Genomic DNA, 22,855 nt, shown 5'->3' on the forward strand with positions numbered 1-22,855 from the left:
TCTGATTCCGTATCATTCTGCTGGTCCGGCTGGTCGAGGTTGTCAACTCGAGCGTTGTCCTGCGCCCCGTGCTACCAGGCCGGAAACGGATCTTCGAGGGTGGCCCAGTCGCGCGGATCGGCGCTGGCGAGGCATCCGTCCAGCGCGGTCCGTACACCTGTCTCGTCCATACCAACGCCGATAAAAACCAATTCCTGCCGGCGGTCGCCCCAAGCGCTGTCCCACCGGCTCTCAAGGTGCTGACGAAACTGCTGATGGCCTGGCCAATCCTGCCGGGGCACGGCTGCCCACCAAAGCCCCATGGGCTCGCAGCGCCGTTGCACGCCAGCGGCCGACATCAGGCCAACGTGACGCGGGCGCGTGGCAAGCCAGAAATGGCCTTTGGCGCGGATCACCCCCGGCCACGGCTCGTCCAGGAATGCTCGAAACCGCTTGGGGTCGAAGGGGCGCCTCGTGCGATAGACAAAGCTCGAGACCCCGTACTCCTCCGTCTCCGGAACATGCTTATCAGGGCTGTACAGTTCCTTGTGCCACAACGGGTGCGCTGCCGCCTTTGCTTCATCAAAGAGGCCCGTATTGAGGAGGGTTGCGAGCGAAACCTCACCGAAATCCGTCTCCACCTGGCGTGCGTCCGGGTTGAGTGCAGAAATGATCTTGCGAACTTCCGCGCGGATCCCTTCGGTCGCCTCCGAGATCTTGTTGATCACGACGACATCGGCAAACTCGATCTGATCCACCAGCAGATCGATGAGTGTGCGCCGGTCCTCACCGTCGCGCTGCAGGCCGCGGTCGGCAAGCAGATCGGCACTGCTGTAGTCGGCTAACAGGTTTGCAGCGTCGACCACGGTGACCATTGTGTCGAGCCTGGCAAAATCGGCGAGCGAGACGCCGTTCTCGTCGCGGAAGGAAAAGGTTGCCGCGATGGGGAGCGGCTCGGCAATGCCGGTACCTTCTATCAACAGATAGTCGTATCGCCGGTCTTCGGCCAGCCGTCGTACTTCCGTCAGGAGATCGTTGCGCAGGGTGCAGCATATGCAGCCATTGCTGAGCTCGATCAATGTCTCCGTCGTATGCGACAGGTTGCAGCCGCCGTCTCGAATGAGACTGGCGTCTATGTTCACTTCGCTCATATCGTTGACGATGACGGCGACCCGCAGGCCCTGACGGTTATTCAGGACGTGGCTGAGGAGCGTCGTCTTACCAGCGCCGAGGAAGCCGGCCAGCACGGTTACCGGGAGCCGCTCGATCCTGTTCATCGGCATTCCTCGAATGTGGGGTCGGAGCGCCTCTCGCCGCGACCAGCATTTGCGTCGTATCAGAGCATGATGCCGAAAAGTGTGAGCGGTTTTCTTATGACATCATGCTCTAACTCTTTAAATTAGAACAGGATTCAGATTTTAGGCCAACCGGGCCTAAAATCATCCTGTTCTACCCTCATTCGAAATCGGTCCGTAACCTTGTCCTTTCTTCACCCGGCGAGCTGCGGCCGGAAGACAACGTCGGCATAGTAATTCGATGAATCGAAGGAGTTGGTCGGGAAGAGACCTGTGGTGGCGGAGCCGCCATACGCATAGACACCGTTGCCACCGGCGACCGCGCTTGTTTGGGCCGTCAACGGACCGTTGGTGACGGCAGTGGCGAAGAAGGCATCCGTTGCCACGTAGCCTCCGGTGGTGTGGTAGGACGCGACATAGTTGGTATTGGCGGCGATGGTAACGGGCGTTGTGAAGTTCACCGTCTGCCAACCGCTCCCTGTGGTGCTGGCGAAGGTGGCGGTGGCGAGCTTGGTGCCCGTCGTGGTCCACAGGTCGACGACGTTCTGGCCGTTGTCGTTGGCGCTGCGATAGAACTTGATGCCGGTAACGTCACCGGCAACGTTCGACTGGAACTTGACGCCAAGCTCGAGCTGCTGACCATCGTTGAGGTTCGTCTGGGTCGGCGTGCTGGAGGCGGAGAACAGGCTGTAGGTCGTTGCCGTCGCCGACACCGCGACATTGAAGCTCTCGTTGGCGGCAAGGCCGCCAAGATCTGTCGCCGTCACCTTGACGCCATAGGTGCCCGATGCCGTCGGTGTGCCGGAAAAAGTCCGCGTCGTGGCATTGAAGCTCAGCCAGGCGGGCAGCGCCGTGCCATCGGCAGCCGTTGCCGAGTAGGTCAGCGTCTCGCCGCTGTCGACATCGGTGAAGGTCGTCGTCGGCAGCACGAAGGAGAAGGCCGAGCCCACGGTCGCATTCTGGGCGACGGTCTGGACGGCCAGCACCGGCGCATCGTTGGCGCCATGGATGGTGACGGTAAGACTTGCCGTGGCCGTCGCGCCGGCGGTATCGCGCATCGTATAGCTGAAGACATCGCTCAGCGTGTTGGTCGACTGGCGCAGCCCCTGGACGGCGGTATTGCTCTCGTTGACGGCATAACTATAGGCGCCCGATGCACTGAGCACGAGACTGCCATAGGTGCCGCTCAGTGCCGTGCCGAGCGTGCCTGATGTCGCACCAAAGATCACTGCCGTGACGGTCTTGGTGTCACCGGCATCCGGATCGGTGTCGTTGGTCAGCACGTTGCCGCTCGCAACCACGCCGCCAGAACCGTTGGCCACCCCGCCCTTCTCGGTCGCATTACCCGCATCGGCAACTGCCGTCGGTGTCGTGTTCGAGCTCGGCGTCGTGAACATCACATCGACCCAATAGTTCGTCGACTGGAAGGTGCTCGTCGGATACAGGCTGGCGCTGCCATAGGTGTATACGCCGTTGCCGCTGGCTGGCGCCGTCAGCGGTCCGCTCGTCACATTGGCGATGAAGTAGTCGGTGGTTGTCGAGTAATTGCCGGTATTGGTGTGATAGGATGCCGTGTAGGTCTGCCCGGGCGTCAGGCTCACTGGGCTGGTAAAATAGGCAGTCTGCCAGCCGCTGGCGGTCTCGTTTGTGAAGGTGAGGGTCGCAACCCGCGTACCCGTGCTCGACCACAGTGAGCCTGTATGCGTACCGGTGTCCAGGCTGCCCTTGTAGAAACGAATACCGGTGACGGTGCCTGCCACGGAGGTCTGGAATTTGACACCGAGCTCGACGGCTGACGTATCGTCGGTATTGACGACCGCCGGCGTCGCCGCGCCAAAGAGAGAGGTAAAACTTGCCCCGGTCACGGTGACCGTGCGTCCTGTCGAGGGTGTTTCAAGGTTGATGTTATCGTCGACGGCCCGCGACCGAATCGTGTAGCTGCCCGCGACCTGCGGCGACCAAGTATAAGTCCAGTTCTCATCGCCTGTCGCCGGATGCCAGCTCGCGCCATTGTCGGTCGAAACCTCGACACTGGCGATGACACCGCCGCCCGTATCGGTGGCGGTACCTGTAATCGTGACTGTGGAGCCAACCGTCGCCGCTGACGGCCCCGTGATAACGGAAGTCGGTGCAACATGGTCCGTAGAACCGGTTGCGGCGGCGAGCCCGGATTGCAGCGTCCCAGGCTGAATACCCATGTCGGCCAGCAAATTCACCATTGCCTGCTGCACGCGGGGATCGGTCGCGGTCGCCTCGTTATCGTGATTGTCGCTCAGGCCCCATGTCCAGTAGACTGTGCCGGCCCCGAACACCAGTGCACCGCTCGGCGCACGATAGAGCGTCAGATTGTGGGTCGCGGTCGCATTGCCGGTCGTGTTTCCGTAGTCGAGCAGGTAACTGCTGACCGGAAGCGTCGTCGACGACAGCTTGACGAGGCCGGCCGGATCGAAGCCGTTATCAGGCGCTTCGTCCCATTCGTAACCAAGATAGTTTTTGGTGAGCGTTGCCGTCTGGCCAGGCTGGAGATTGGCGACGCTCGTATTGCGCCAGAAGCGCAGATTGGCGTCGTCATATCCGACCGTGATCGCGCCGAGATTGCTGCCGACATCGTCGACCTTGAATAATTGACCCGTTAGCGAGTTCTCAGGATTGCCGCCGCCGATAGCAGGTGGGCTGAGGCGTGGGTCGCGGAAGGTGCCGGTCCATTGGTCGGAAGGGTCGAGGCTGGTACCGGGTGGTCCCCATGTCTCCTTGTAGGAGATCAGGGTGCGATAAGGCGTTCCGTCGGCGCTGTAGGCATTGCCCCAACGCGTGCGCCAGTAGACCTCGTTACCGCTCCAGAACATCAGATTGACGCCCGCATCGCGTGCGGCTTCGACATTGGTCCTCTGCTGCCCCGACCAGTATTCGTCGTGCCCGGCATCGATATAAGTCTTGTGATTGAGCAACAGGCTGCCATAACGGTCGGCGTCGACACCCGACATGTACGAAACATCGTAGCCGTTCTGCTCCAGCCAGGAGATGCCCGCATATTCGGCGCCGAACAGGTAATCCTGCGGACCGGCATAGGTGCCGACGCCGCCGCGGGTCGCAATCGGCCTGTTGTAGCTGACCGCATAGGCACGACCCGCCCCCTGCCCCGTCGCCGGACCGTTGCCGCCGTAGAAGTTTGCACCACCCCAGCCGTTGTATGCCTGCCAGGTCTCGTCGGCGGTCTGGAAAACGATGTCGCTGTGGCTGGCATCGTCGCGCACGATGAACGGGATCTGATTTTCGCCGGAGGTGCCATCCTGGCGCACGAGCTTGGCGATATAGACGCCCGAGACGGCATCATCAGGTACCGCCCACGAGGCGGAGACTGCCCAGTTGCCGGCATCGACCGTGCCGGTCGTAGCATTGCGCAACGGATTGGGCTGGGTCTGCAATCCGGTGTGCTGCATGGTCGCAACCTTGCGGGCGCCCATGCCGCCATAATAGCCGAGCCGGTATATATCGATCCGGTAGTTGGTGGAATTGGTGTTGATCTTGAAGCTGACGGTCTTGCCGTTGTCGACGCTGATGTCAGTCGCAAACCCCTCGATGTTGGTGCTGCCGGCACCGTCGATGCCCCACTCGCTTTCCGGATTACCCTGCTTCTGGTTTTCCAGCACGATCGCGTTGCTGGCCGTCGCCGCAGCGGCCGCCAGATTTTGCGTCGTCAACGAGCGCTGCGCAGAAGGTTGAGGCGGCGTCGTCACCGAGCCGGAAAGGATGCCGACACCTTTCGTGGTGGTGCCCTTTCCGGTCTCTCCGCCGCCTGGCAATGATCCGTTCAGGGCCGTTGATTCTGTCCAATTTGCGGTTCCGCGCCAGCCCGAGAGAGGAGACAGGCTACGATCGAGAAGCGGGTCGCTGACCGAGGCTCCGATGGCCTTCTTGATCGACTCCACATAGTCCGGTCCTTCGGTCAGCCTTGTTCCCGGCAACTGACCATCTTGCTGAAGCAAGGCGCCGCCATGGGCCCAATCGAGAATCCGTGTGGGGGACGTATAGTAGCCGCACCCGCACACACCAAAGGGCATGCCAAACGCCAGCGCATTTGCTCCAGCATGCTGCCCGGTCGTCTGCGCCGTTGGCGTCGATTCCAGAATGACGACTTTGCCCGAGTGTGCACGCTCGCTAGCGACGGTGGCAGAACCGTGGCTCGACGCTGTCGGTGAAGGGCTTTGCGGCAGATACGGCGCCAAAGGATCGTCGCCTATGAGGTTCATCCCAGCGTAGGTGCGTAAAAGGGGTGATGCCGCCCCGAATGCAACTCCGTTCGCGTTCCCCTCGAAATGGGCAAAATCCGGCATATGAACTGACAATACGGACGCGGCTCTATCACCGCTTCGCTCTCCGATTTCGCGATTGATTGCGAAAGCGTCAGGCAAGGGCGGCGCTACGAGGCTGTCGTCGGCCCGACCGTCAGCGTCGCCGTTCACGCCCGCGCTCTGCCCAACCTCATGCTCGTTGAGCGCCGCGTCCTTATGGGGATCGCCGACGAGGGGGGCCTGCTTGTTTCCATCCGCCGTTTGCACCTCTGCCGCGAGTTGAGCATCGTCCCCGTGCTTTCCGGCAGGCTTGCGCGGCCTTTCCTTTCCGCCGACAGTCAACCATCGGGGAACCAACGAATCCAGCAGGAGTGAGCGCGAAGTCCACCGGCGAGCGTTGCGATACATGGCAGGTACCTCTCGCGAGATTGTCAGGGTCGAATCTATGAGGATCGCTTAAAGGCGAAGCTCTGAAGTATAGTCGAAATTAGCAGAGTATATCCTACGCCTTTCGCTCTACCGGCGGCATCCTTTGGGCAAGCGGCCGTGTTGCGTCGCCCACGCTACGTATCAGATGCCTGAGGACAGAGATTCGCCGTTTCCTGGGCAAGGCTCGAAGCCGCAGAGGTGGCGAAGCGGCGGGGCATCGTGCGGTAAAATCGGCGATCCGGAGCATAAAGACGCTGCCGGAGGGGTTGCGCTTTACCGAAGCGAGCGCGCCTATTTCTGCGTGCAGAACCTATTGATTTTCTGTGACGACGTCTGTGTGGCGCACCGACGATATATGTTTCTACCCAATTTAGTCTCCGCACCCTCCCCACCTCATCAATATTGATGTGGCAAAGCAGGCGACCTCCACCTTCCTCAAGGCTTCGCCAGACTGCACACTGGCGAAGCAGCTTCGGAATTGGCTTCCGGCGTTCGAGCAGAGTTCAAGTTATCGTATCAGCGTCCGTGTAAGAATGTTTTGCAGGCGAGACATATACATGAATCTATCGCACCGCGCCCCTAGCGTGTTCTTTCACGCGACGTTTGTCGTCAGCGCACTCGTCTTTCTCGCCGGGGCTGTGTCGCCCGCTGTTGCCGACAGCGCCCCCTTGGCTCCACAAACGAGAATCCGCCTGACGATCGTCCAATGGATCCAGTCCAAAGGCCAGTTTGAGCGATGGGATGGGATTGGAGGCGACTATACGGTTTCGGATGCAGGTACGGTCTCCCTACCCTTTCTGGGGGCGCTGTCGGTTGGAAATCTGGACAATGCGAGCCTCACCAACGAGATTGCCAAGCGCCTTCAGGCGAAGATGGGTCTGGCCCAGGCACCTGCAGTGACCATCGATATCCTCGACTATCCGTCCATTTACGTCGTCGGAGACGTGGTGGCGCCGGGAGAATACAAGTTTCGCTCCGGCCTCAGCGTCCTGCAATCCCTGGCCATGAGCGGCGGCCCGTTGCGGGCTGCGGCACAGCAGCAATCGCAGACGATCAGGCTTGCTGGCGATTTGCAGGAAATCGACCATTCGCTGCTGCGCGGTTCGGCAAAGCTCGCGCGGCTGCAAGCGGAGATGGCCGACGCGAAGGAGATCGCCTTCGATCCGCCGCCCGCAGCCGATCGGCAATATGCCGAGAGTATCGACCAGGAGGAGCGGGTCATTTTTCAGGCCCGTGCAAACGCGCTGGACAAGCAGTCGGTGGCGCTCGTCGAATTGCGCAATCTCTTGACGGCGGAAATCGATACACTGGAAGAAAAGCTGAAAGGTTCGGATGACAATATCCAGTCGGTCGAAGAGCAACTGACGAGCGTGAAGACGCTGGTCCAGAAGGGGCTTACGATCACCTCACGCCAGATGGATCTGGAACGATTGCTCACCACCTATCGCTCCGACCGGCTCGACCTCGTGACTGCCATCATGCGGGGCCGCCAGGCGATCAACGAGACGACGCGCAATCTCGAGGGACTTTCCGACACTCGCCGCAGCGAGGTCGCTTCCGAGGTGCAGGCGGAAAAAGCCAATCTCGATCAGCTCAAATTGAAGCGCGACACCACGCAACAACTGCTTCTCGAAGAATTTTCGAACGGCGCCAACGTGAATGACCGCCGTGAAGAACTCCCTCTGACGTTCGTCGTGAACCGGCGGGACAAGGGACAAGTCAATCAATTCCAGGCCTCCGAAACGACCGAGCTAGCGCCGGGCGACGTGATCAGGGTAACCCGAGGCCGCATCGCCGATGCGCCGTCCGAAGACGCCGCTGCCCCGCCTGTTCAGACCGAGGCGCATGTCAGTCAGGTAAGCCGGTGATACGCGAAAAGCATGTGCTGCAATCGAGCCTGCGGCGGGCCGTTGAACGCCAGCACGGGATAAACGGCTCGAACAGGATGATTTTAGGCCTGATCGGCCTAAAGTCTGAATCCTGTTTCAAATTAAGGGTTAGAGCATGATGTCGTCCGAAAACCGCGCACACTTTTCGGCATCATGCTCTAGGGGCTTCCGATGACTTTGCGCATCACCCCACCCACCAGCCAGACCTACACTCAGATCCTCAAGTCGACGATGCTGATGGGCGGCGCTTCGCTCGTGAATGTCGCACTCAGCATTATCAGAAACAAGGCGATGGCCGTTCTGCTCGGGCCGGAAGGCATCGGGCTTATGGGCCTTTATAGCTCGATCGTCGATATCGCGCAGTCTATCGCGGGTCTGGGCGTTGGCGGCAGTGGCGTGCGTCAGGTCGCGGAGGCTGCCGGCACCGGCGACGCAGCGAGGATTGCCCAGTCGGCGACCGTACTGAGACGTATATCGGTGGTGCTGGCGCTGCTTGGCGCGCTTCTTCTGGCCGCTTTGGCATATCCTGTCTCAGGTTTCACCTTTGGTGATTACCAGCACGTCGGCGGCATTGTGCTGCTGTCGCTCGCCGTTTTCTTCCGGCTGGTATCTGCGGGGCAGAGTGCATTGATCCAAGGCATGCGCGGCATTGCGGATCTTGCTCGCATCAACGTGCTTGCCGGGCTCTTCGGTACAGCCGTGAGTATCCCGCTGATCTACCTGTTCGGGATCCAGGCGATCGCACCGTCGCTCGTGGTAATTGCAGCTGCCTCCATCCTTCCGACCTGGTGGTACAGCCGGCGGATCTTCCCGAATCCCTCGCCCATGTCGACGCGCCAGTTCAGCGGGGAGGTGTCGGCGCTGCTCCGGCTCGGTTTCGTCTTCATGGCAAGCGGACTTCTGACCTTTGGTGCGGCCTATGCCATCCGCATCATCGTGCTGAAGGAGGGCGGCGTCATGGCGGCGGGATTGTATCAAGCAGCTTGGGGCCTCGGCGGTCTTTACGCCGGTTTCATCCTGCAGGCCATGGGAACGGATTTCTATCCGCGCCTGACCGCAACGATCGACAACAATGCCGAATGCAATCGGCTGGTCAATGAACAGGCCGAAATCAGCATGCTGCTCGCTGGCCCCGGCCTGCTCGGCACGCTGACGCTCGCGCCGCTCATGATGAGCCTGTTCTATTCGGCGGAATTTCACGGGGCAGTCGAGCTTCTGCGCTGGATCTGCCTTGGAATGATGCTGCGGATTATTTCCTGGCCGATGGGTTTCATCGTCGTGGCGAAGCGTACCCAGGCGATTTTCTTCTGGACGGAAGTTGCGGCGGCAGTCGTGCACGTGGGGCTTGCCTGGCTCTTCGTATCGCTGCTCGGTACGCAAGGAGCCGGCATGGCGTTTTTTGGCCTCTATGTCTGGCACAGCATCCTGATCTATGGGATCGTGCGGAAGCTGACCGGTTTTCGCTGGTCCGCCGCCAATCGCAGACACGCGCTGCTTTTCTTGCCCGCATCGGCAGTGGTTTTCCTGACGTTCTCAATTATGCCGCTATGGCCGGCGACGGTGATTGGCTTCGTCGCCGTCGTTCTCTGCGGGCTCTATTCGCTGCGCATGCTGATCGACCTGCTTCCGCCGGAGTCCGTGCCAGCAACCATCCGCGGATGGCTCACGAAATCGGCATAACGAACAATGCGCGCATCCGGAGACACGCGCATTGTTCGGTATGCCGATTGTTGCGTCAGGCAAATTGCGGGTTCAGGCGACAGCGACATCCATGGCACGTTGCACGCTGGCGGCTCCGATGATCGCTTCCGCAAGGGCTGCGCGAAGTGCCTCAACAACCCGGTCCACGTCAGACACCGTCATCTGGGCATAAAGCGGCAGGATGATCGTTTGCTGCTGCGCAGATACGCCCCGCATCAGGCTCGTGGCAGCGCGGTGGGAACTCTCATCGGAATAGGCTCCCTCCAGATGAATGTTCATCACACCACGCCGGGTCGAGATACCCTGATCGAGCAGGGTTTGCATGACGGCCCGCTGGTCGGCCGTATCGGGCAATCTCACACAGAAGCTCTGCCAGTTGCTGCGAGCCCAGCGCGGCTCGGCCGGCCGAGATAGCCCGGCAATCGTCGACAGACGTTCGCAATATTGCTCGGCAAGCAGCCTGCGCTGGGCAACCAACTCCGGCAGCCGCCGCAACTGCTCGCGTCCGACGGCAGCCTGAAGATCGGTCATCCGGTAATTGTAACCCAACTCGTCATAGTCTTCGAAGATGACCTGTTTCGAGCCGTGACGAACGGCATCGGTGACGCTCATGCCATGCTGGCGCCAGAGCCGGAACTTCCGGTCATATTCGGGATTGGCCGTGGTCAACATGCCGCCATCTCCCGTCGTGACGACCTTCCGGGGGTGGAACGAGAAGCAGGCAATGTCGCCATGCGCTTTGCCGATCTTTTCCCAACGCCCGTCCCACAGGATTTCGCTTCCCGTCGCACAGGCGGCATCCTCGATGACCGGTATCTGATGGCGCTTGCCGATCTCGACGATGGCGCGGAGATCGCAAGGCATGCCGAGTTGATGCACGCAGAGAATTGCCTTGGTGCGGGGTGTGATCGCTCTTTCGATCAGACTGGCTTCGATGTTGTAACCATCTTCTTCGATATCGACGAAAACAGGCACTGCATCGCAGTATCGAACCGCGTTTGCGGTCGCGATGAAAGAATGGCTGACCGTGACGACTTCATCGCCAGCGGATACGCCGACCGCCTTCAGCGCCAGATGCAACGCGGTCGTGCAATTGGACATGGCGCAGGCATGCACGGCGCCCACAAAGGCAGCGAATTCACGCTCGAAAGCCGCGACTTCCGGCCCCTGCGTCACCCATCCCGACAGAATAACGCGGCGCGCAGCCTCAGCCTCTTCCTCGCCGAGGACGGGTTTGGCGACCGGAATTGTGGCCGGAATCGTGGATTGAGATGAGCTCATGCTGCCTGCCCCCCTGCATCGGTCTGCTTTTGCCACCAGGCAACAAGATCACGAAGCCCTTGCTCCATAGAGATCTCCGCCTTGAAGCCGAGGAGCCGCTCGGCCTTGCTGATATCGGCGAGACGACGGGTCACGCCGTTGACCGTGCGGGCTTCCTTGTGCTGCGGTTCGAGTGAGGAACCCATAATGTCGCTTAGCATTTTCGCGAGTTCCAGCAGGCTTATTTCCTTGCCGCTGGCGACGTTGAACACCTCGTCCGTGACATCGCTTTTCGCGGCCAGAATGTTTGCGCGGGCGATGTCGCGGGCATCGACGAAGTCCATCGTCTGGCTACCGTCCCCGTAGATGAGGGGCGGCATTCCGGCCACTAGACGTTCCATCCAACGGATCAGAACTTCCGTATAGGCGCCGTAGACGTCCATGCGCGGGCCGTAGACGTTGAAATAGCGGAGCGCGACATAGCGCAGGCCATACATCTCCGCAAAGCTGCGCATCAGCCCCTCGTTGAATGTCTTCGCCGCGCCGTAGATCGTCCGGTTATTGTAGGGATGATGCTCTTCGGTCGTTGGAAAGCTCTCGGCCAGCCCCAGCACGGAAGCCGAGGAAGCAGCAACCACCTTCGAGACACCTGCCTTGACGGCAGATTCGAGAACGTTGAACGTGCCCTCTGCAAGGACATCGAAAGCCAGTCGTGGCTCTTCCGCGCATTGCGTGATGCGGATTGCGGCCTGATGAAAGACGATGTCGACGCCTTCGAAGATTTTGGCCAGAAGCGCCCTGTCGCGGATATCTCCCTCGATGATGTTGACGGACCCGCTGGCTATTGCCGTGCTGAGATTGTCCCGGCGTCCGCGCACGAAGTTGTCGAGGATGATGATCTCACGCGGTTTTTCCAATGCGACGAGATCGGCAATATGCGACCCGATCAGGCCGGCTCCGCCGGTAATGAGCACCCGTTGATTTCTCATGATCTTCCCTCACGCGACATGTTCGTCATCGGATCATTATCCGAACGCCAACGTATGAATTTCGCAGGTACACCTGCGACAACTGAGAACGGCTCGACGTCTGAAACGACAACTGCCCCCGCTCCAACGATCGCTCCCTTCCCGATGGTCACACCGGGTAGAATGGTCGCATTCGTCCCGATATCGGCCTCTGCACAGATGCGTACCGGCTTGATTTCAAGATCCGTGCGAATGATCGGCACATCCATCGGCAGTGCCGTGTGGGTCGAGCCAAGCACCTTGGCGCCAGGTCCCCACCCGACAGAATCCTCGATCACCAGATCGCGAGCGTCGAAATAAGCCATCGGCCCGATCCAGACATTGTCGCCGATCACGCAAGTACCGTCAAAGCGTCCCTGGATATAGGCCTGGGCGCCAATGAACACGCCATCGCCGATTTCGAAAGTTTCCGGATGTTTGAAACCGGCACCGCCTGCAACCTGCAATCCTGTGCCGCAGCTCCGCGCAATGGCTTGCCAGATGGCTTTTCGCATCAGCGTATCGATGACACCGTCACCGACCGCGAAACGACCGTAGAGCTCAATCAGGCCAGGGCGCCCATAAGATTGCCTGAGTTCTTCGGCCAACCCAGCTTGGTAGGCAGGGTCCGCCGGCCTTTCATGACGGCCATGGACCGCCTGTACGACCCGGGCCTCGTCGGCACGACTAGCTGACATAGGCGTACTCCAGCGCGGCGGCCACCTGATCGACGTGCCGCGCCGGCATCTCGGGATAGATCGGCAGCGACAGGACCTCCCGTGCGGCGACTTCCGAGATTGGGAAATCGCCGGGTCGGTAACCAAGGTCGGCATGGGCCTTCTGCAGATGAACGGGAACCGGATAGTGCAACCCGGACTGAATGCCCTCCGCGCTCAATACGCGCTGAAGCTCATCGCGATCGCGACTTCTGATGGCATAGACGTGATAGACGTGGCGCCGGTCGGTGATTTCGACAGGCGTCCTCAAATTCGCCGAACCGCCAAGCAGCAACGAGTAGCGGCGTCCATGGGCGCGCCGCGCTTCGGTCCAGGCTTCGAGATGCCGGAGCTTGATGCGCAGGATCGCACCCTGAATGGCATCCATGCGGTAGTTGAAGCCCTTCAGCAGATGGTGATAGCGCTGTTCCTGACCCCAGTCGCGCAACATGCGCATCGTTTTGGCCTGATCGTCGCTGTTCGTGACGACGATACCCCCCTCGCCGCAGGCCCCGAGATTTTTGCCGGGATAGAAGCTGAAACAGCCGGATGCGCCGATGCTGCCGGCACGCGCGCCTTTGTATTGCGCTCCGTGCGCCTGGCAGGCATCCTCGATCACCGGTATCCGGTAGTGGTCAGCAATCGCCCTGATCGCGTCCATATCGGCCATCTGACCATAGAGATGGACGGGAACAATGGCCTTGGTTCTGGGTGTGATCTTTGCCTCGAGCTGAGCTGGATCCATCGTAAGCGTCACGGGCTCGACATCGACGAATACCGGTCGTGCACCTGCGTAGCAGATCGCCGATACGGTCGCGACGAAGGTAAATGGCACGGTGATGACTTCATCGCCGGGGCCAACGCCTGCCGCAAGAAGCGACAGATGCAGGGCACTCGTCCCGGTATTGACGGCTATCGCATGTTTGACATCGCAATAGTCCGCGAATTCCTGCTCGAGGCGGGCGACCTCCTCGCCCAGTATGTATTGCCCCGAGGCAAGCACGCCGAGCACGGCGGCGTCAATTTCGCTCTTGATCGATTGATATTGTGCTTTGAGGTCCAGGAACGGGATCATGCGATGCGCCTCGCCTCTTCAAGCTCTATGATGCGACCGCGCTGGGCAAGCGACCGGCTTGCGGCTTCAAGGATGCGGACGACGCGCAGCCCGGCCTGGCCATCAGTGATGGGCCGCGAATTGTGCTCGATGCAATCGACGAACTGATCCAGTTCGCGTTTCAACGCTTCGGTCATATCGAGCTTGGGCGCCCACATGTCGCCGCTGCGGTAACCGACCATCATCTGATGCACCTTCTCGCCATACGCGTCGGAATTCGGGCACATGGTGATGCCCTTGTCATAGACCTTGATCTTTTCACTGGGCTCCAGATCGTCATAAACGATCATCTTGTTGCTGCCGCCGATCAGCGTGCGGCGGACCTTGACAGGGGCCAGCCAATTGACGTGGATGTGCGCGATGAGCTTGCTCTCGAAGAAGAGCGTCAGATAGGCGATGTTCTCCGGCTCGCCGAGTACATGGCTCATGCCCGTCGCAGAAACAGCCACCGGCCTTTCCTGCAGGACATGGTCCAGGATGGACAGGTCGTGCACCGCGAGATCCCAGATGACGCTGACATCGTGCTGGAAGAGCCCCAGATTGACCCGGACGGAGTCATAATAATACATGTCGCCGAGGCCGCTTTCGACGAGTTCGCGCATCTTGCGGACGGCGCCGGTGTGGACGAAGGTATGATCCACGGCCAGCACCAGGCGTCTGCGCGCGGCTTCCTCGACCATCCGCGCGGCTTCCTCCGTCGTCGATGCCATCGGCTTTTCGACGAAGACATGTTTTCCGGCCATCATAGCCTGCATTGCGAGCTTGAAATGGGTCGAGACCGGCGTTGCGATGGCGATTGCATCCACCCTCGGATCGCGCAGAACTTCCTCGAAATTGTCAGTGATCGTTACTGCGGGATACCGGCTTTTAACAGCCGCCAACCGTTCGACGTTCAGATCACAAACTGAAAGGAGGTTCGCGCCGGCCGCTTCCGAGATGTTACGAACCAGGTTCGGACCCCAATACCCATACCCAATAACAGCAATGCCGATCATCGCATTCCTCCCAACTCTTGCATGTTGACTGACCGGTCATGAACGCGACCGGTGATCCTCGCCGGAACGCCGGCAACAATGGTGCCGTCAGGCACATCCTTCGTTACAACCGCGCCTGCGCCGACTTGCGCGGCCTCTCCGATGGTCACGCCAGGCAGAATGGTGGCGTTGCTGCCGATCGACGCGTGGCGCTTGACCAGAGTGGGGATGACAACCCAGTCAGCCTCCGTCTGCAGACTGCCGTCCGAATTGACGGCGCGCGGGTAAGTATCATTGGTGAACATGACCCCGTGACCGATAAAAACGCCGTCCTCCAGCGTCACGCCTTCACACAGGAAGGAATGGCTGGAGATCTTGCAGTCTTTTCCGACGAGGACGTTTTTCTGGATTTCAACGAAGGTGCCGATGCGCGTTCCCGCGCCGATCGTGCAGCCGTAGAGATTGACAAGATCCCGATGGTGGATAACGCAGCCGTCACCCAGGTTGACGTTCGATGCAATCATCCCAACTCGCCCCCTACTCCTCAACAAACCCTGACTTGGGTGAAACCGGCAATCGCAAGAATGCATCCAAGGTTTCGTTTCGTCAGAGCAAATATTTCTTCCGCTTCAAAAAGAATTGTTTTCTTCCTTTTAGTAAAGAAACAAAACGTGGAAGCTCATCCACCTAAAGGCGTATCTGCTTACGAAATTTGATGACGATCGCATGCGAACGTCTATGGCCATCGATCATCAGCAGCGACAGGTCACGCAACGATCGATCCTGATCCTCCACGTCGAAGACGGGCATAGTTTACATGGGTTTAGCGAGTTAAATTGAATATGTGTAGCAACCCCATGGATCGACATACAAATGAACTAGACTCAGATTGATCAGTTTTAGAGATTCAACCATTTGTATCTTTCCATGGAACCTATGTGCTGAGGTAACCACTATTAATTAGTTTAACATCCCCGAAACTGTGGTATTAAATTAGCACTTTTGCTAATTAAACTCCCATATTTGCAGAGGAGTTTGATATTCGACTTTGAAGTACCGCGTAAAAAAGGCTGGGAGGATGGGGCGTTGGATACAATAAATATAAGCCACAGGCAGGAATCCGTATCTCTTCCGATAGAGATAGAAGATGGCTCGACGGCGTTTACCCGACCGTCGAAGTCAAAGCACTCACTAGTCATTCTTGACAGGAGGGAACTTGATCGGCACTGCCTTGCGCAATGCATGGCCGCCCACACGGCGGATTTCGTGATTCTGGCGTTCGGATCGATTGAAGAGTGGAAGCAAAAGCGCGAAGAATATCCTCCGCTTTCGGCAATCCTCTTGAACGTCGGTGGCAAGACGGTCGACGACCCTGTCGTTTCGGAGCAGATCAAGAGCCTTTCGTCGGAATTCGTGTCGACACCGGTCATCATATTGTCGGATAGTGACGATTTCGCTCAAATCGTCAGGGCGATCGACTACGGAGCCAAGGGTTATATTCCTGCCTCCGTCAGCATTAGCGTGTGCATGGAGCTGATTGCGCTATCGGTAGCAGGAGGACTCTTCGTGCCCGCAAGCGCCCTGTTCGCCATGCGTCACTTGCTGCAGTCGAACAACCCGACAGCGCACCCGCTGGCCGGGATATTCACGGACCGCCAGGCCGAAGTCGTCGCGGCACTGCGGCGCGGAAAGGCGAACAAGATCATTGCCTATGAGCTCAACCTGCGAGAAAGCACCGTCAAGGTACACGTTCGCAACATCATGAAAAAGGTCAAGGCAACCAACAGGACGGAAGTCGTGTTCAAGCTTAACGACTTGTTCCAGAGTGGAATTCCGGCACTAGCGTGAACAATACGTAGTGACGATACTAGGGCTTGGACAAATCTTTTCTTGCAACCACATTCTTGCTCAAATCACCCCCGGTGGCGCGAATGCGTCACCGGGTCTTCTTATACCAAGGCGATCTATTACGCTTCCCGCGATTTTGGCATGAGTAGCAATCGGGCGCTCAACCACGGCCTGTTTTTACCATACTTGCGGATGAACTGACCCGGCCCGATCCTGCCCATTCACGCCGCAACTCTTCGCCGCACAGAATTCAAGGCATACCAGCATTTTGGCCCGATCGTTTGCTTGCAGATCAACTTGATCCAGGGCAACGAATTTCGCACCTCAGGAGAAACCTCCAGTGCAAAACGCTGAATAGCCACGGCCGTCGCAACGTCGAAGTTGTTGAATGCAATACCAGCCTGTCGAAGCGCCTGTTTTCCGAGATCTCTGGCAAGAAAGCGTCGCAACATCTCATCTTTCCTGAGGCTATCGGCCGCTTGGTTAAACAGGATATCAAAAGCCATTTTTCTTTGTAGAAGGTCGGAGAGGATATTTTCCCCATAGTATTGCAGCGACATATTCGAAGCATGCTGGCGATAGACTGCTTGGTCGTCATTGATGTAGCCAACGCCGGCATGTGATGCGAGTCGCAGCCACATTTCCATATCGCCGGCATGCGGCAGTTCCTTGCGATAGCCGCCGACCTGCTTTTGCAGCGCCGTCCTCACAACAGCTGTCGGCGTTGGAACGAGATTGCGCGCTCCACTCAACCGCATGAATTGCCGACCGGACAAGACCTGCATGGGGTGCACGTTATTGTCGCCGAGAGGATCCGCGCGCTTGCTCGTAGTACCATCTGGCTCAGCTATGAGCGCGTTCCCGAACACCAACCCCACATCCGGATACTTGCGCATCAGCTCCGCCGAGCGGTCCAGCGCGCCCGGCAGAAGATAATCATCCGCAGAAAGAAGCAGGAATAAGTCACCGCCTGCCCAATCGATCCCTTCATTGTAGGTAGCGATGTGCCGCATGTTTGCAGTGTGCCGCCGATAAGTGACCCGCGTGTCGCGGGATGCCAGGGCCATCCCGACTTCCGGCGTATTGTCTGGCGAGCAGTCATCTATAATGAGCACGCGCACATCGACGCCCGCCTGCGAAAGGACGCTTTCAACGCATTCCTGCAAGAAATGGGAATAATTATAGCAGGGGACTACGACATCAACACGTTGCAAACTTCTTCCTCCGTAAGCACTGCGTCACTCCTGGTTTGACAAATCTTTCGGACGCGGCATCGTTTCTTTGTTATGCGTAATTTGTTTTCCGATTATTCTCGCATGCGTTGAGAATGTTTTCGCCTGGCTGATTTCACGCGAGGCCAGACAGTTGCCAACAAGGCGGACCGGGCAAGAAGACGGGATATTGCCGGCTCGGCAAGACTTTGGGTGTTCATATTTTGGCGCCGAGATAAGAGGTGGGGGAAAGCCTTGACAGCGCATATTGGCCGACCAGCTTTGCCACCGTGCGGCGCCTGAGGGGAAAGCCGAAATCCTGCCAGATGCGCCAGCGGTCCCGAGCCGGGAGAGACTTGAACCAGTGATATGGCTGGTCGGTGAACGCGAGGGTCTTGCTGCCTGCAGGAACAGGTTCTCCCATTCGCTTGTAGTCGGCTTCCCAAGTCGTCCGGTAGCATACCGTCGCGGTCGGTTCATGAGAGAGCGACAGCCGAGAGCTTCGGATCGAGCTCCAATAGACGGAATCTCCGACTGGATAGAGTTCCCTCGGCATGTGAGCCCAGCGCGCAATGATCGGCAGGGACGGTCGCGTGAGAAATAAGCAGTTCGTATCCACGTGCGTGCGACCGTCGCTCTTTGAGTCGTCGAACATGTAGGTGCCGTCCGCACGGTGCATCGAACGTCTCGATGTGCAAACCGCAGCACCGGTACGGCGGTGAAGCTCAAGCAAGCGCTGGATGTGGTCGGATCTGTACCAGTTGTCCGCATCGAGAAACGCCACCGCGTCATAGCCCTGGGCAAAGGCGCTGAGGCTGCCGATCACGCGAGCCATGTTGCCGGCGTCGCCGTGAGCATTCGGCAGAATGAAATGTTTTGCGCGCCAGCCACCGACGATAGCGTTCGGAAACCCGTCGGCAACAAAAACATGGTCGCATGCAACGGTTTGGTCGAGAACGCTCGCCCGGCATTGCTCAAGGAGCTCGTTAGGCTCCTTGTAGTATGGCGTAACAACGGCAACGCGCATGCCTCATTTCCTCATTGTTGTTTTTGCAGCGATTTGCACGTCCGACGGTTGCCGCTCATTTTGCAAACCGCGATTTGGGGCTCGGTCTATTGAAGAAACCGAGCCTTGATTTTCGCTTGCCGTTTCTGTTCACGTTCCCAGGGGCGCAGCTTGCGCAACAGGAAGGCCGACGGCCGGAGTAGGCAGATAGGTGTAAGCCGTTCGCGAGGACCGGACGCCAGGCACGCTCTTGGCTCCGCCAGAAAGCTTCCACTCGAAATACGCGATCGTTTTCTCGAGCCCCTCACGCAGGTTCACCGTCGGCTGCCAGCCCAGGTCCTGCTTTGCCCGGCTGATGTCGGGCTTGCGCTGTGTGGGATCGTCAATCGGCAGAGGATTGTAAACGATGCTTGATTTCGATCCGGTCATCTCGATGACCATTTCGGCCAGTTCCCGGACCTGGAATTCTCCTGGGTTGCCGAGATTGATCGGACCCGTGACGCCGGCCGGCGTACCCATCAGGCGGATGAAGCCCTCGATCAGATCGTCTACATAGCAGAAGGAGCGCGTCTGCGTGCCCTTGCCGAAGATGGTGATCGGCTCGTTTTGAAGCGCCTGAACGATGAAATTGGAGACGACGCGGCCGTCGTTGGTCTGCATACGCGGCCCATAAGTATTGAAGATCCGCGCCACGCGGATTTCCACACCGTATTGGCGATGATAGTCGAAGAATAATGTTTCGGCACACCGCTTGCCTTCGTCATAACATGCCCGCGGGCCTATCGGATTGACGCTGCCTCGATACTCCTCGGGTTGAGGGTGCACGGCCGGATCGCCATAAACTTCGCTGGTGGAGGCCTGGAAGATCTTCGCCTTGGTGCGTTTTGCCAAGCCGAGCATGTTGATGGCCCCGTGCACATTGGTCTTCACCGTTTGCACGGGGTCGTGCTGATAGTGGACCGGAGATGCCGGGCAGGCGAGGTTGTAGATCTCGTCGACCTCCACATACAGCGGGAAGGTAATGTCGTGGCGAAGAATCTCAAAGCGCGGGTCGTCGAGAAGGTGCAGCACGTTGTCGCGCGAACCGGTGTAGTAATTGTCCACGCAGAGGACGTCATTGCCCTCTCGCAAAAGCCTTTCGCACAGGAATGATCCCAGAAACCCGGTGCCGCCGGTAACCATAATTCTCTTGTGTCCGTGCATTGGTGTGCTCCGTTGTTGATGGTTGCCTCGTGGAAGTGGTCAGCAGGCTCCCCTGCGCTTGAAAACCGCGGGGATTGTGCCGAGAAGAATTTGGCAGTCGAACCACAGGGACCGGTTGTCGATGTAGAACTCGTCGAGTTGCTGCTGCAGCTCGATGTCCGCATCGCTTCGTTCAGAAATTTGCCAAAGGCCCGTGAGCCCCGGCGTGACGGAACGGCGCTTGTCCCGAAATTCGCCGTCCATCGCCGAAAGGTGATACTCCGGGAACGGGCGTGGTCCCACAAAGGCCATCTCGCCCGCAATGATGTTTGCCAATTGCGGGAGCTCGTCGATGCTCGATGAGCGCAGCATATGTCCTATAATCGGAAGGACGCGCGGATCGTCCTTGAGCTTGAAGTGGCTCAACCACTCGGCGCGCATGGCAGGGTTGTCTCGGAATAGTGCTTCGAGGCGCTTTTCCGCGTCTTGGTACATCGTCCTCAGTTTCAGGACGTGCACCGGCCTGCCGGACCGTCCTTCCCTGGCATGCCGAAAGAAGACAGGGCCTGGATCGATGGCATAGATTGCGGCCGCTGCCATCGCGATGAATGGCGCGACCACGATCGTTGCAGGGACGGCGATTGCGAGATCGAGGATCCGGCGAACCGGATCCGAGTTGATCGAACTCCCACCGGTGGTGAGGCGAATACCGATCTCTCCGCCGATATCCGCAGGTCGCAATCCACTTACCTTAAGGCTCGGCGTGTCGGACAGCAAAATGATTTCGGCGAACTTCCGACGCATCGCCGGCAAGTCGGACACAAGCGAGCCAGTGTCGCCGGCAATCACCGCAATGGATGGCCCGCCACCCGGCAATGCCTCCAAAGTATCGGAGGAAGAGGGCTCCGGCCTGATGCCATACTGCCAGTGGTCGTTGAAATGTGCCACGAGCGCGGGAGCAAGGTTGCGCCCCCCTATGACAACCGCGCGCTCCCCCCAAATTCCAAGTCTCCAGCACAGGCCACGTGCAAGCCAATGCACAAATGGCTGAACAATCAGCCCGAGACCGAGGAACACAATAATGGCAAGCAGCAGTCGTTCCCCCTCCGGCAGGACAATCGCTGCGAATGCCGCCAGGACAGCCACCTTGACGGCAGCCATAGTGCGCCGCCGCAGATGTTCGTGGTCATGCAGCCGATATCCAGGATAGAGGCCGGCCGATGCGTAAAGAACAATCGCAGCCAGTGCGGCGATCGTGAACGCACGCTCCACGAGCGTGCCCTCCGAACCACTGGGAAGAAAGAACAGGAGAACGAAATAGGCAGTCAGATAGCTGGCAATGTCGCCGGCGACCAGGAAGGACGACGTTGCAAGCCGAGGAAGCTGGCGCCCTAGTGCGACGGGCATATTCAGTCCAGCCGGCGCAAAGGCATCGGCAGTCCTGGCTGCTATGGGCGGCACGGACCCTGCCGGAATCGCCCGCGATGTCATGTCATTTGGTGTGGATGCCTTCGACGGACCCGGTGTCATAGCTGACGGCACAAATATGGACATGACGCTTTTACCCCTCTACTGCATTTGTCCCGACGCGCCCGATTCAGAAATGGCGTCTTCGATCGGAAACTTCCGAAGTCCCAGTCTCTGGAATGCTGACAGTGAGATGAAGGTCGGCACGACGAGCGCATAGCGCCGCCACAGCCGCCGCGGCTCGCACAGAAGACGAAACGCCCATTCGAAGCCGCTTCTTTGAATGAACCTCGGAGCCTGCCGCTTGAGGCCGGCGTGGAAATCGAACGCAGCTCCGACACCGATGAGCATCGATGCTTCCAGACGATCGCGCATGCGCGCCATCCAGAGTTCCTGTTTGGGACTGCTCAGCCCGACCCAGATGATATCGGCGCCCGACCGGTTGAGCCGGTCAGCAATATCCGTTTCCTCCCGCGTCGACAGTTTGCGAAAAGGCGGTGCATAGGAGCCGACGATCCGCGCTTGCGGATATTTTGCGAGAAGGCGCGCCTGCAGTTGTTCGAGCGTTTCGGCCGTTGCGCCATAAAGGAAATGGCGCAAGCCCTTGGCGCTGCCGGCATCGAAAACGGATAGCATGAGATCTGGTCCATAGACCCTGTCGCTTTCGGCATGACCAGCATGTCTCAGCGCCCAAACAAGCGGCATGCCGTCGGGGGTTACGAGGAACGCCCGGTTATGGATCGACCGGAGCTCGGGATCATCCTGACATCGGACGATGCCGTGTGCGTCGCGAACGCATACATATTCCTTCCTGCCGTCTTCGACCGCTTTTTGAATAAATCCCGTCGCGCTTTTGAGATTGACTGCCGAGACGCGAACACCAAGGACATTCGTCCATCCTAAAGAGCCCCCTGGATGAAGAACTGAAGTTGGGCTGCTGCCTACTGATTGTTTTCTCATGACCTACGCTTTCGCGACTGAAACTGTCATCAGAATATCCCGGCAGGTCGATTGCCTCCATACTTGCCGCTCCAGCTATTGGACGTAGAAGAGACTTCACGTTTACGTCTTACGCCGGGATGGCGTACGATATTCGAAGTAAGTCTACGTACCCCATGGCTTGCCATGTTGCTCTTTTTGATGACCGAAGAGCTGCAGAAGATATTCGCTCGCGCGAACAAAGCCGGGGAGGATCGTGTTCTATCGCCAGAATCGGAATGAACTCGCCGGCGACATTGAAGGTTCGACCGAAATCTCATCTCAAGGGTCTGGTAAAGGCCTTGCTAGAGAAGAGCCTGCGCGTACGAGCTGGCAATGCCATCATCTTTGATGTGCGGATCGAACATGCCCGGCAAATGCCGACGCTGGTTGACAGGAGCCAGCAGATCTTCGAGGCGATCTGGCTGCGGCTTCGCCTGACCCTCAAAAGGCCTTCGCCTTGACGCGATTGATCATTCGACGGATCGGCAGATCCCGGCGAACATT

Annotated in this window: 17 protein-coding genes; 4 read left to right on the plus strand and 13 right to left on the minus strand. The window is 58.8% G+C overall.

Translation table 11 applies throughout. The annotated features are described in order from the left end of the window. Window positions 1-71: 71 nt before the first annotated feature. Both HJB82_RS00095 and HJB82_RS00100 read right to left on the minus strand, forming a co-directional pair. Window positions 72-1,256: a GTP-binding protein gene (locus HJB82_RS00095; RefSeq protein WP_221139375.1), complete on the minus strand. Its 1,185-nt coding sequence runs from the start codon at window positions 1,254-1,256 to the stop codon at window positions 72-74. A gap of 212 nt (window positions 1,257-1,468) precedes the next feature. Then, window positions 1,469-5,974 (minus strand): N,N-dimethylformamidase beta subunit family domain-containing protein, encoded by a 4,506-nt coding sequence (locus HJB82_RS00100; RefSeq protein ID WP_221139376.1) that lies wholly within the window; start codon window positions 5,972-5,974, stop codon window positions 1,469-1,471. A gap of 578 nt (window positions 5,975-6,552) precedes the next feature. Here HJB82_RS00100 and HJB82_RS00105 point away from each other — a divergent pair. Together HJB82_RS00105 and HJB82_RS00110 are read left to right on the plus strand one after the other, a co-directional pair. Then, complete coding sequence (locus HJB82_RS00105) at window positions 6,553-7,863, plus strand: polysaccharide biosynthesis/export family protein (RefSeq protein WP_221139377.1); 1,311 nt, start codon at window positions 6,553-6,555, stop codon at window positions 7,861-7,863. A gap of 192 nt (window positions 7,864-8,055) precedes the next feature. Next, a complete protein-coding gene (locus tag HJB82_RS00110; protein ID WP_207585162.1) occupies window positions 8,056-9,564 on the plus strand; it encodes an O-antigen translocase in 1,509 nt (502 codons plus the stop codon). A gap of 72 nt (window positions 9,565-9,636) precedes the next feature. On the opposite strand, the gene HJB82_RS00115 is transcribed toward HJB82_RS00110, so the two are convergent. Genes HJB82_RS00115 through HJB82_RS00140 form a run of 6 tightly spaced genes read right to left on the minus strand, consistent with a single transcriptional unit; the run spans window position 9,637 to window position 15,180 of the window. Continuing rightward, window positions 9,637-10,866, minus strand: a complete 1,230-nt coding sequence (locus HJB82_RS00115) for a DegT/DnrJ/EryC1/StrS aminotransferase family protein (RefSeq protein WP_221139378.1) — start codon at window positions 10,864-10,866, stop codon at window positions 9,637-9,639. Then, on the minus strand, window positions 10,863-11,834 hold the full coding sequence (locus tag HJB82_RS00120) for an NAD-dependent epimerase/dehydratase family protein (RefSeq protein ID WP_207585160.1): 972 nt from the start codon (window positions 11,832-11,834) through the stop codon (window positions 10,863-10,865). Before HJB82_RS00120 ends, HJB82_RS00115 begins: the two co-directional genes overlap by 4 nt. Continuing rightward, entirely contained in the window at window positions 11,831-12,550 is a 720-nt protein-coding gene (locus tag HJB82_RS00125; RefSeq protein ID WP_207585159.1) for a DapH/DapD/GlmU-related protein, read from the minus strand. Before HJB82_RS00125 ends, HJB82_RS00120 begins: the two co-directional genes overlap by 4 nt. Further along, window positions 12,540-13,643 carry a DegT/DnrJ/EryC1/StrS aminotransferase family protein gene (locus HJB82_RS00130; RefSeq protein ID WP_221139379.1) on the minus strand — a complete coding sequence of 368 codons (1,104 nt, stop codon included), beginning with the start codon at window positions 13,641-13,643 and terminating at the stop codon, window positions 12,540-12,542. The genes HJB82_RS00125 and HJB82_RS00130 overlap by 11 nt, the downstream gene beginning before the upstream one ends. Then, on the minus strand, window positions 13,640-14,677 hold the full coding sequence (locus HJB82_RS00135; RefSeq protein ID WP_207585157.1) for a Gfo/Idh/MocA family protein: 1,038 nt from the start codon (window positions 14,675-14,677) through the stop codon (window positions 13,640-13,642). Before HJB82_RS00135 ends, HJB82_RS00130 begins: the two co-directional genes overlap by 4 nt. After that, window positions 14,674-15,180, minus strand: coding sequence for an acyltransferase (locus HJB82_RS00140; RefSeq protein ID WP_207585156.1), 507 nt, complete (start codon window positions 15,178-15,180; stop codon window positions 14,674-14,676). The genes HJB82_RS00135 and HJB82_RS00140 overlap by 4 nt, the downstream gene beginning before the upstream one ends. A gap of 562 nt (window positions 15,181-15,742) precedes the next feature. Between HJB82_RS00140 and HJB82_RS00145 the strand changes: the two genes are divergently transcribed. After that, complete coding sequence (locus tag HJB82_RS00145) at window positions 15,743-16,504, plus strand: response regulator transcription factor (RefSeq protein WP_207585155.1); 762 nt, start codon at window positions 15,743-15,745, stop codon at window positions 16,502-16,504. A gap of 221 nt (window positions 16,505-16,725) precedes the next feature. Here HJB82_RS00145 and HJB82_RS00150 read toward each other — a convergent pair whose 3' ends face one another. The 5 genes from HJB82_RS00150 to HJB82_RS00170 form a co-directional block, all read right to left on the minus strand. Next, a complete protein-coding gene (locus tag HJB82_RS00150) occupies window positions 16,726-17,718 on the minus strand; it encodes a glycosyltransferase (RefSeq protein ID WP_207585154.1) in 993 nt (330 codons plus the stop codon). Between the two features lie 214 nt (window positions 17,719-17,932). Continuing rightward, the gene (locus tag HJB82_RS00155) at window positions 17,933-18,742 is read right to left on the minus strand and encodes a glycosyltransferase family 2 protein (protein ID WP_207585153.1); all 810 of its coding nucleotides are present in this window, start codon (window positions 18,740-18,742) and stop codon (window positions 17,933-17,935) included. A 129-nt stretch (window positions 18,743-18,871) separates the two neighbouring features. Then, complete coding sequence (locus HJB82_RS00160; protein WP_207585152.1) at window positions 18,872-19,924, minus strand: UDP-glucuronic acid decarboxylase family protein; 1,053 nt, start codon at window positions 19,922-19,924, stop codon at window positions 18,872-18,874. A 39-nt stretch (window positions 19,925-19,963) separates the two neighbouring features. After that, complete coding sequence (locus tag HJB82_RS00165; RefSeq protein ID WP_207585151.1) at window positions 19,964-21,457, minus strand: sugar transferase; 1,494 nt, start codon at window positions 21,455-21,457, stop codon at window positions 19,964-19,966. A gap of 15 nt (window positions 21,458-21,472) precedes the next feature. Further along, window positions 21,473-22,330 (minus strand): WecB/TagA/CpsF family glycosyltransferase, encoded by an 858-nt coding sequence (locus HJB82_RS00170; RefSeq protein WP_221117630.1) that lies wholly within the window; start codon window positions 22,328-22,330, stop codon window positions 21,473-21,475. 155 nt (window positions 22,331-22,485) lie between these two features. Here HJB82_RS00170 and HJB82_RS00175 point away from each other — a divergent pair, with 155 nt between their 5' ends. After that, on the plus strand, window positions 22,486-22,812 hold the full coding sequence (locus tag HJB82_RS00175; protein WP_207585149.1) for a hypothetical protein: 327 nt from the start codon (window positions 22,486-22,488) through the stop codon (window positions 22,810-22,812). Window positions 22,813-22,855 lie beyond the last annotated feature (43 nt).

It is taken from the genome of Rhizobium sp. NZLR10 (assembly GCF_019685125.1).
GTDB lineage: Bacteria > Pseudomonadota > Alphaproteobacteria > Rhizobiales > Rhizobiaceae > Rhizobium.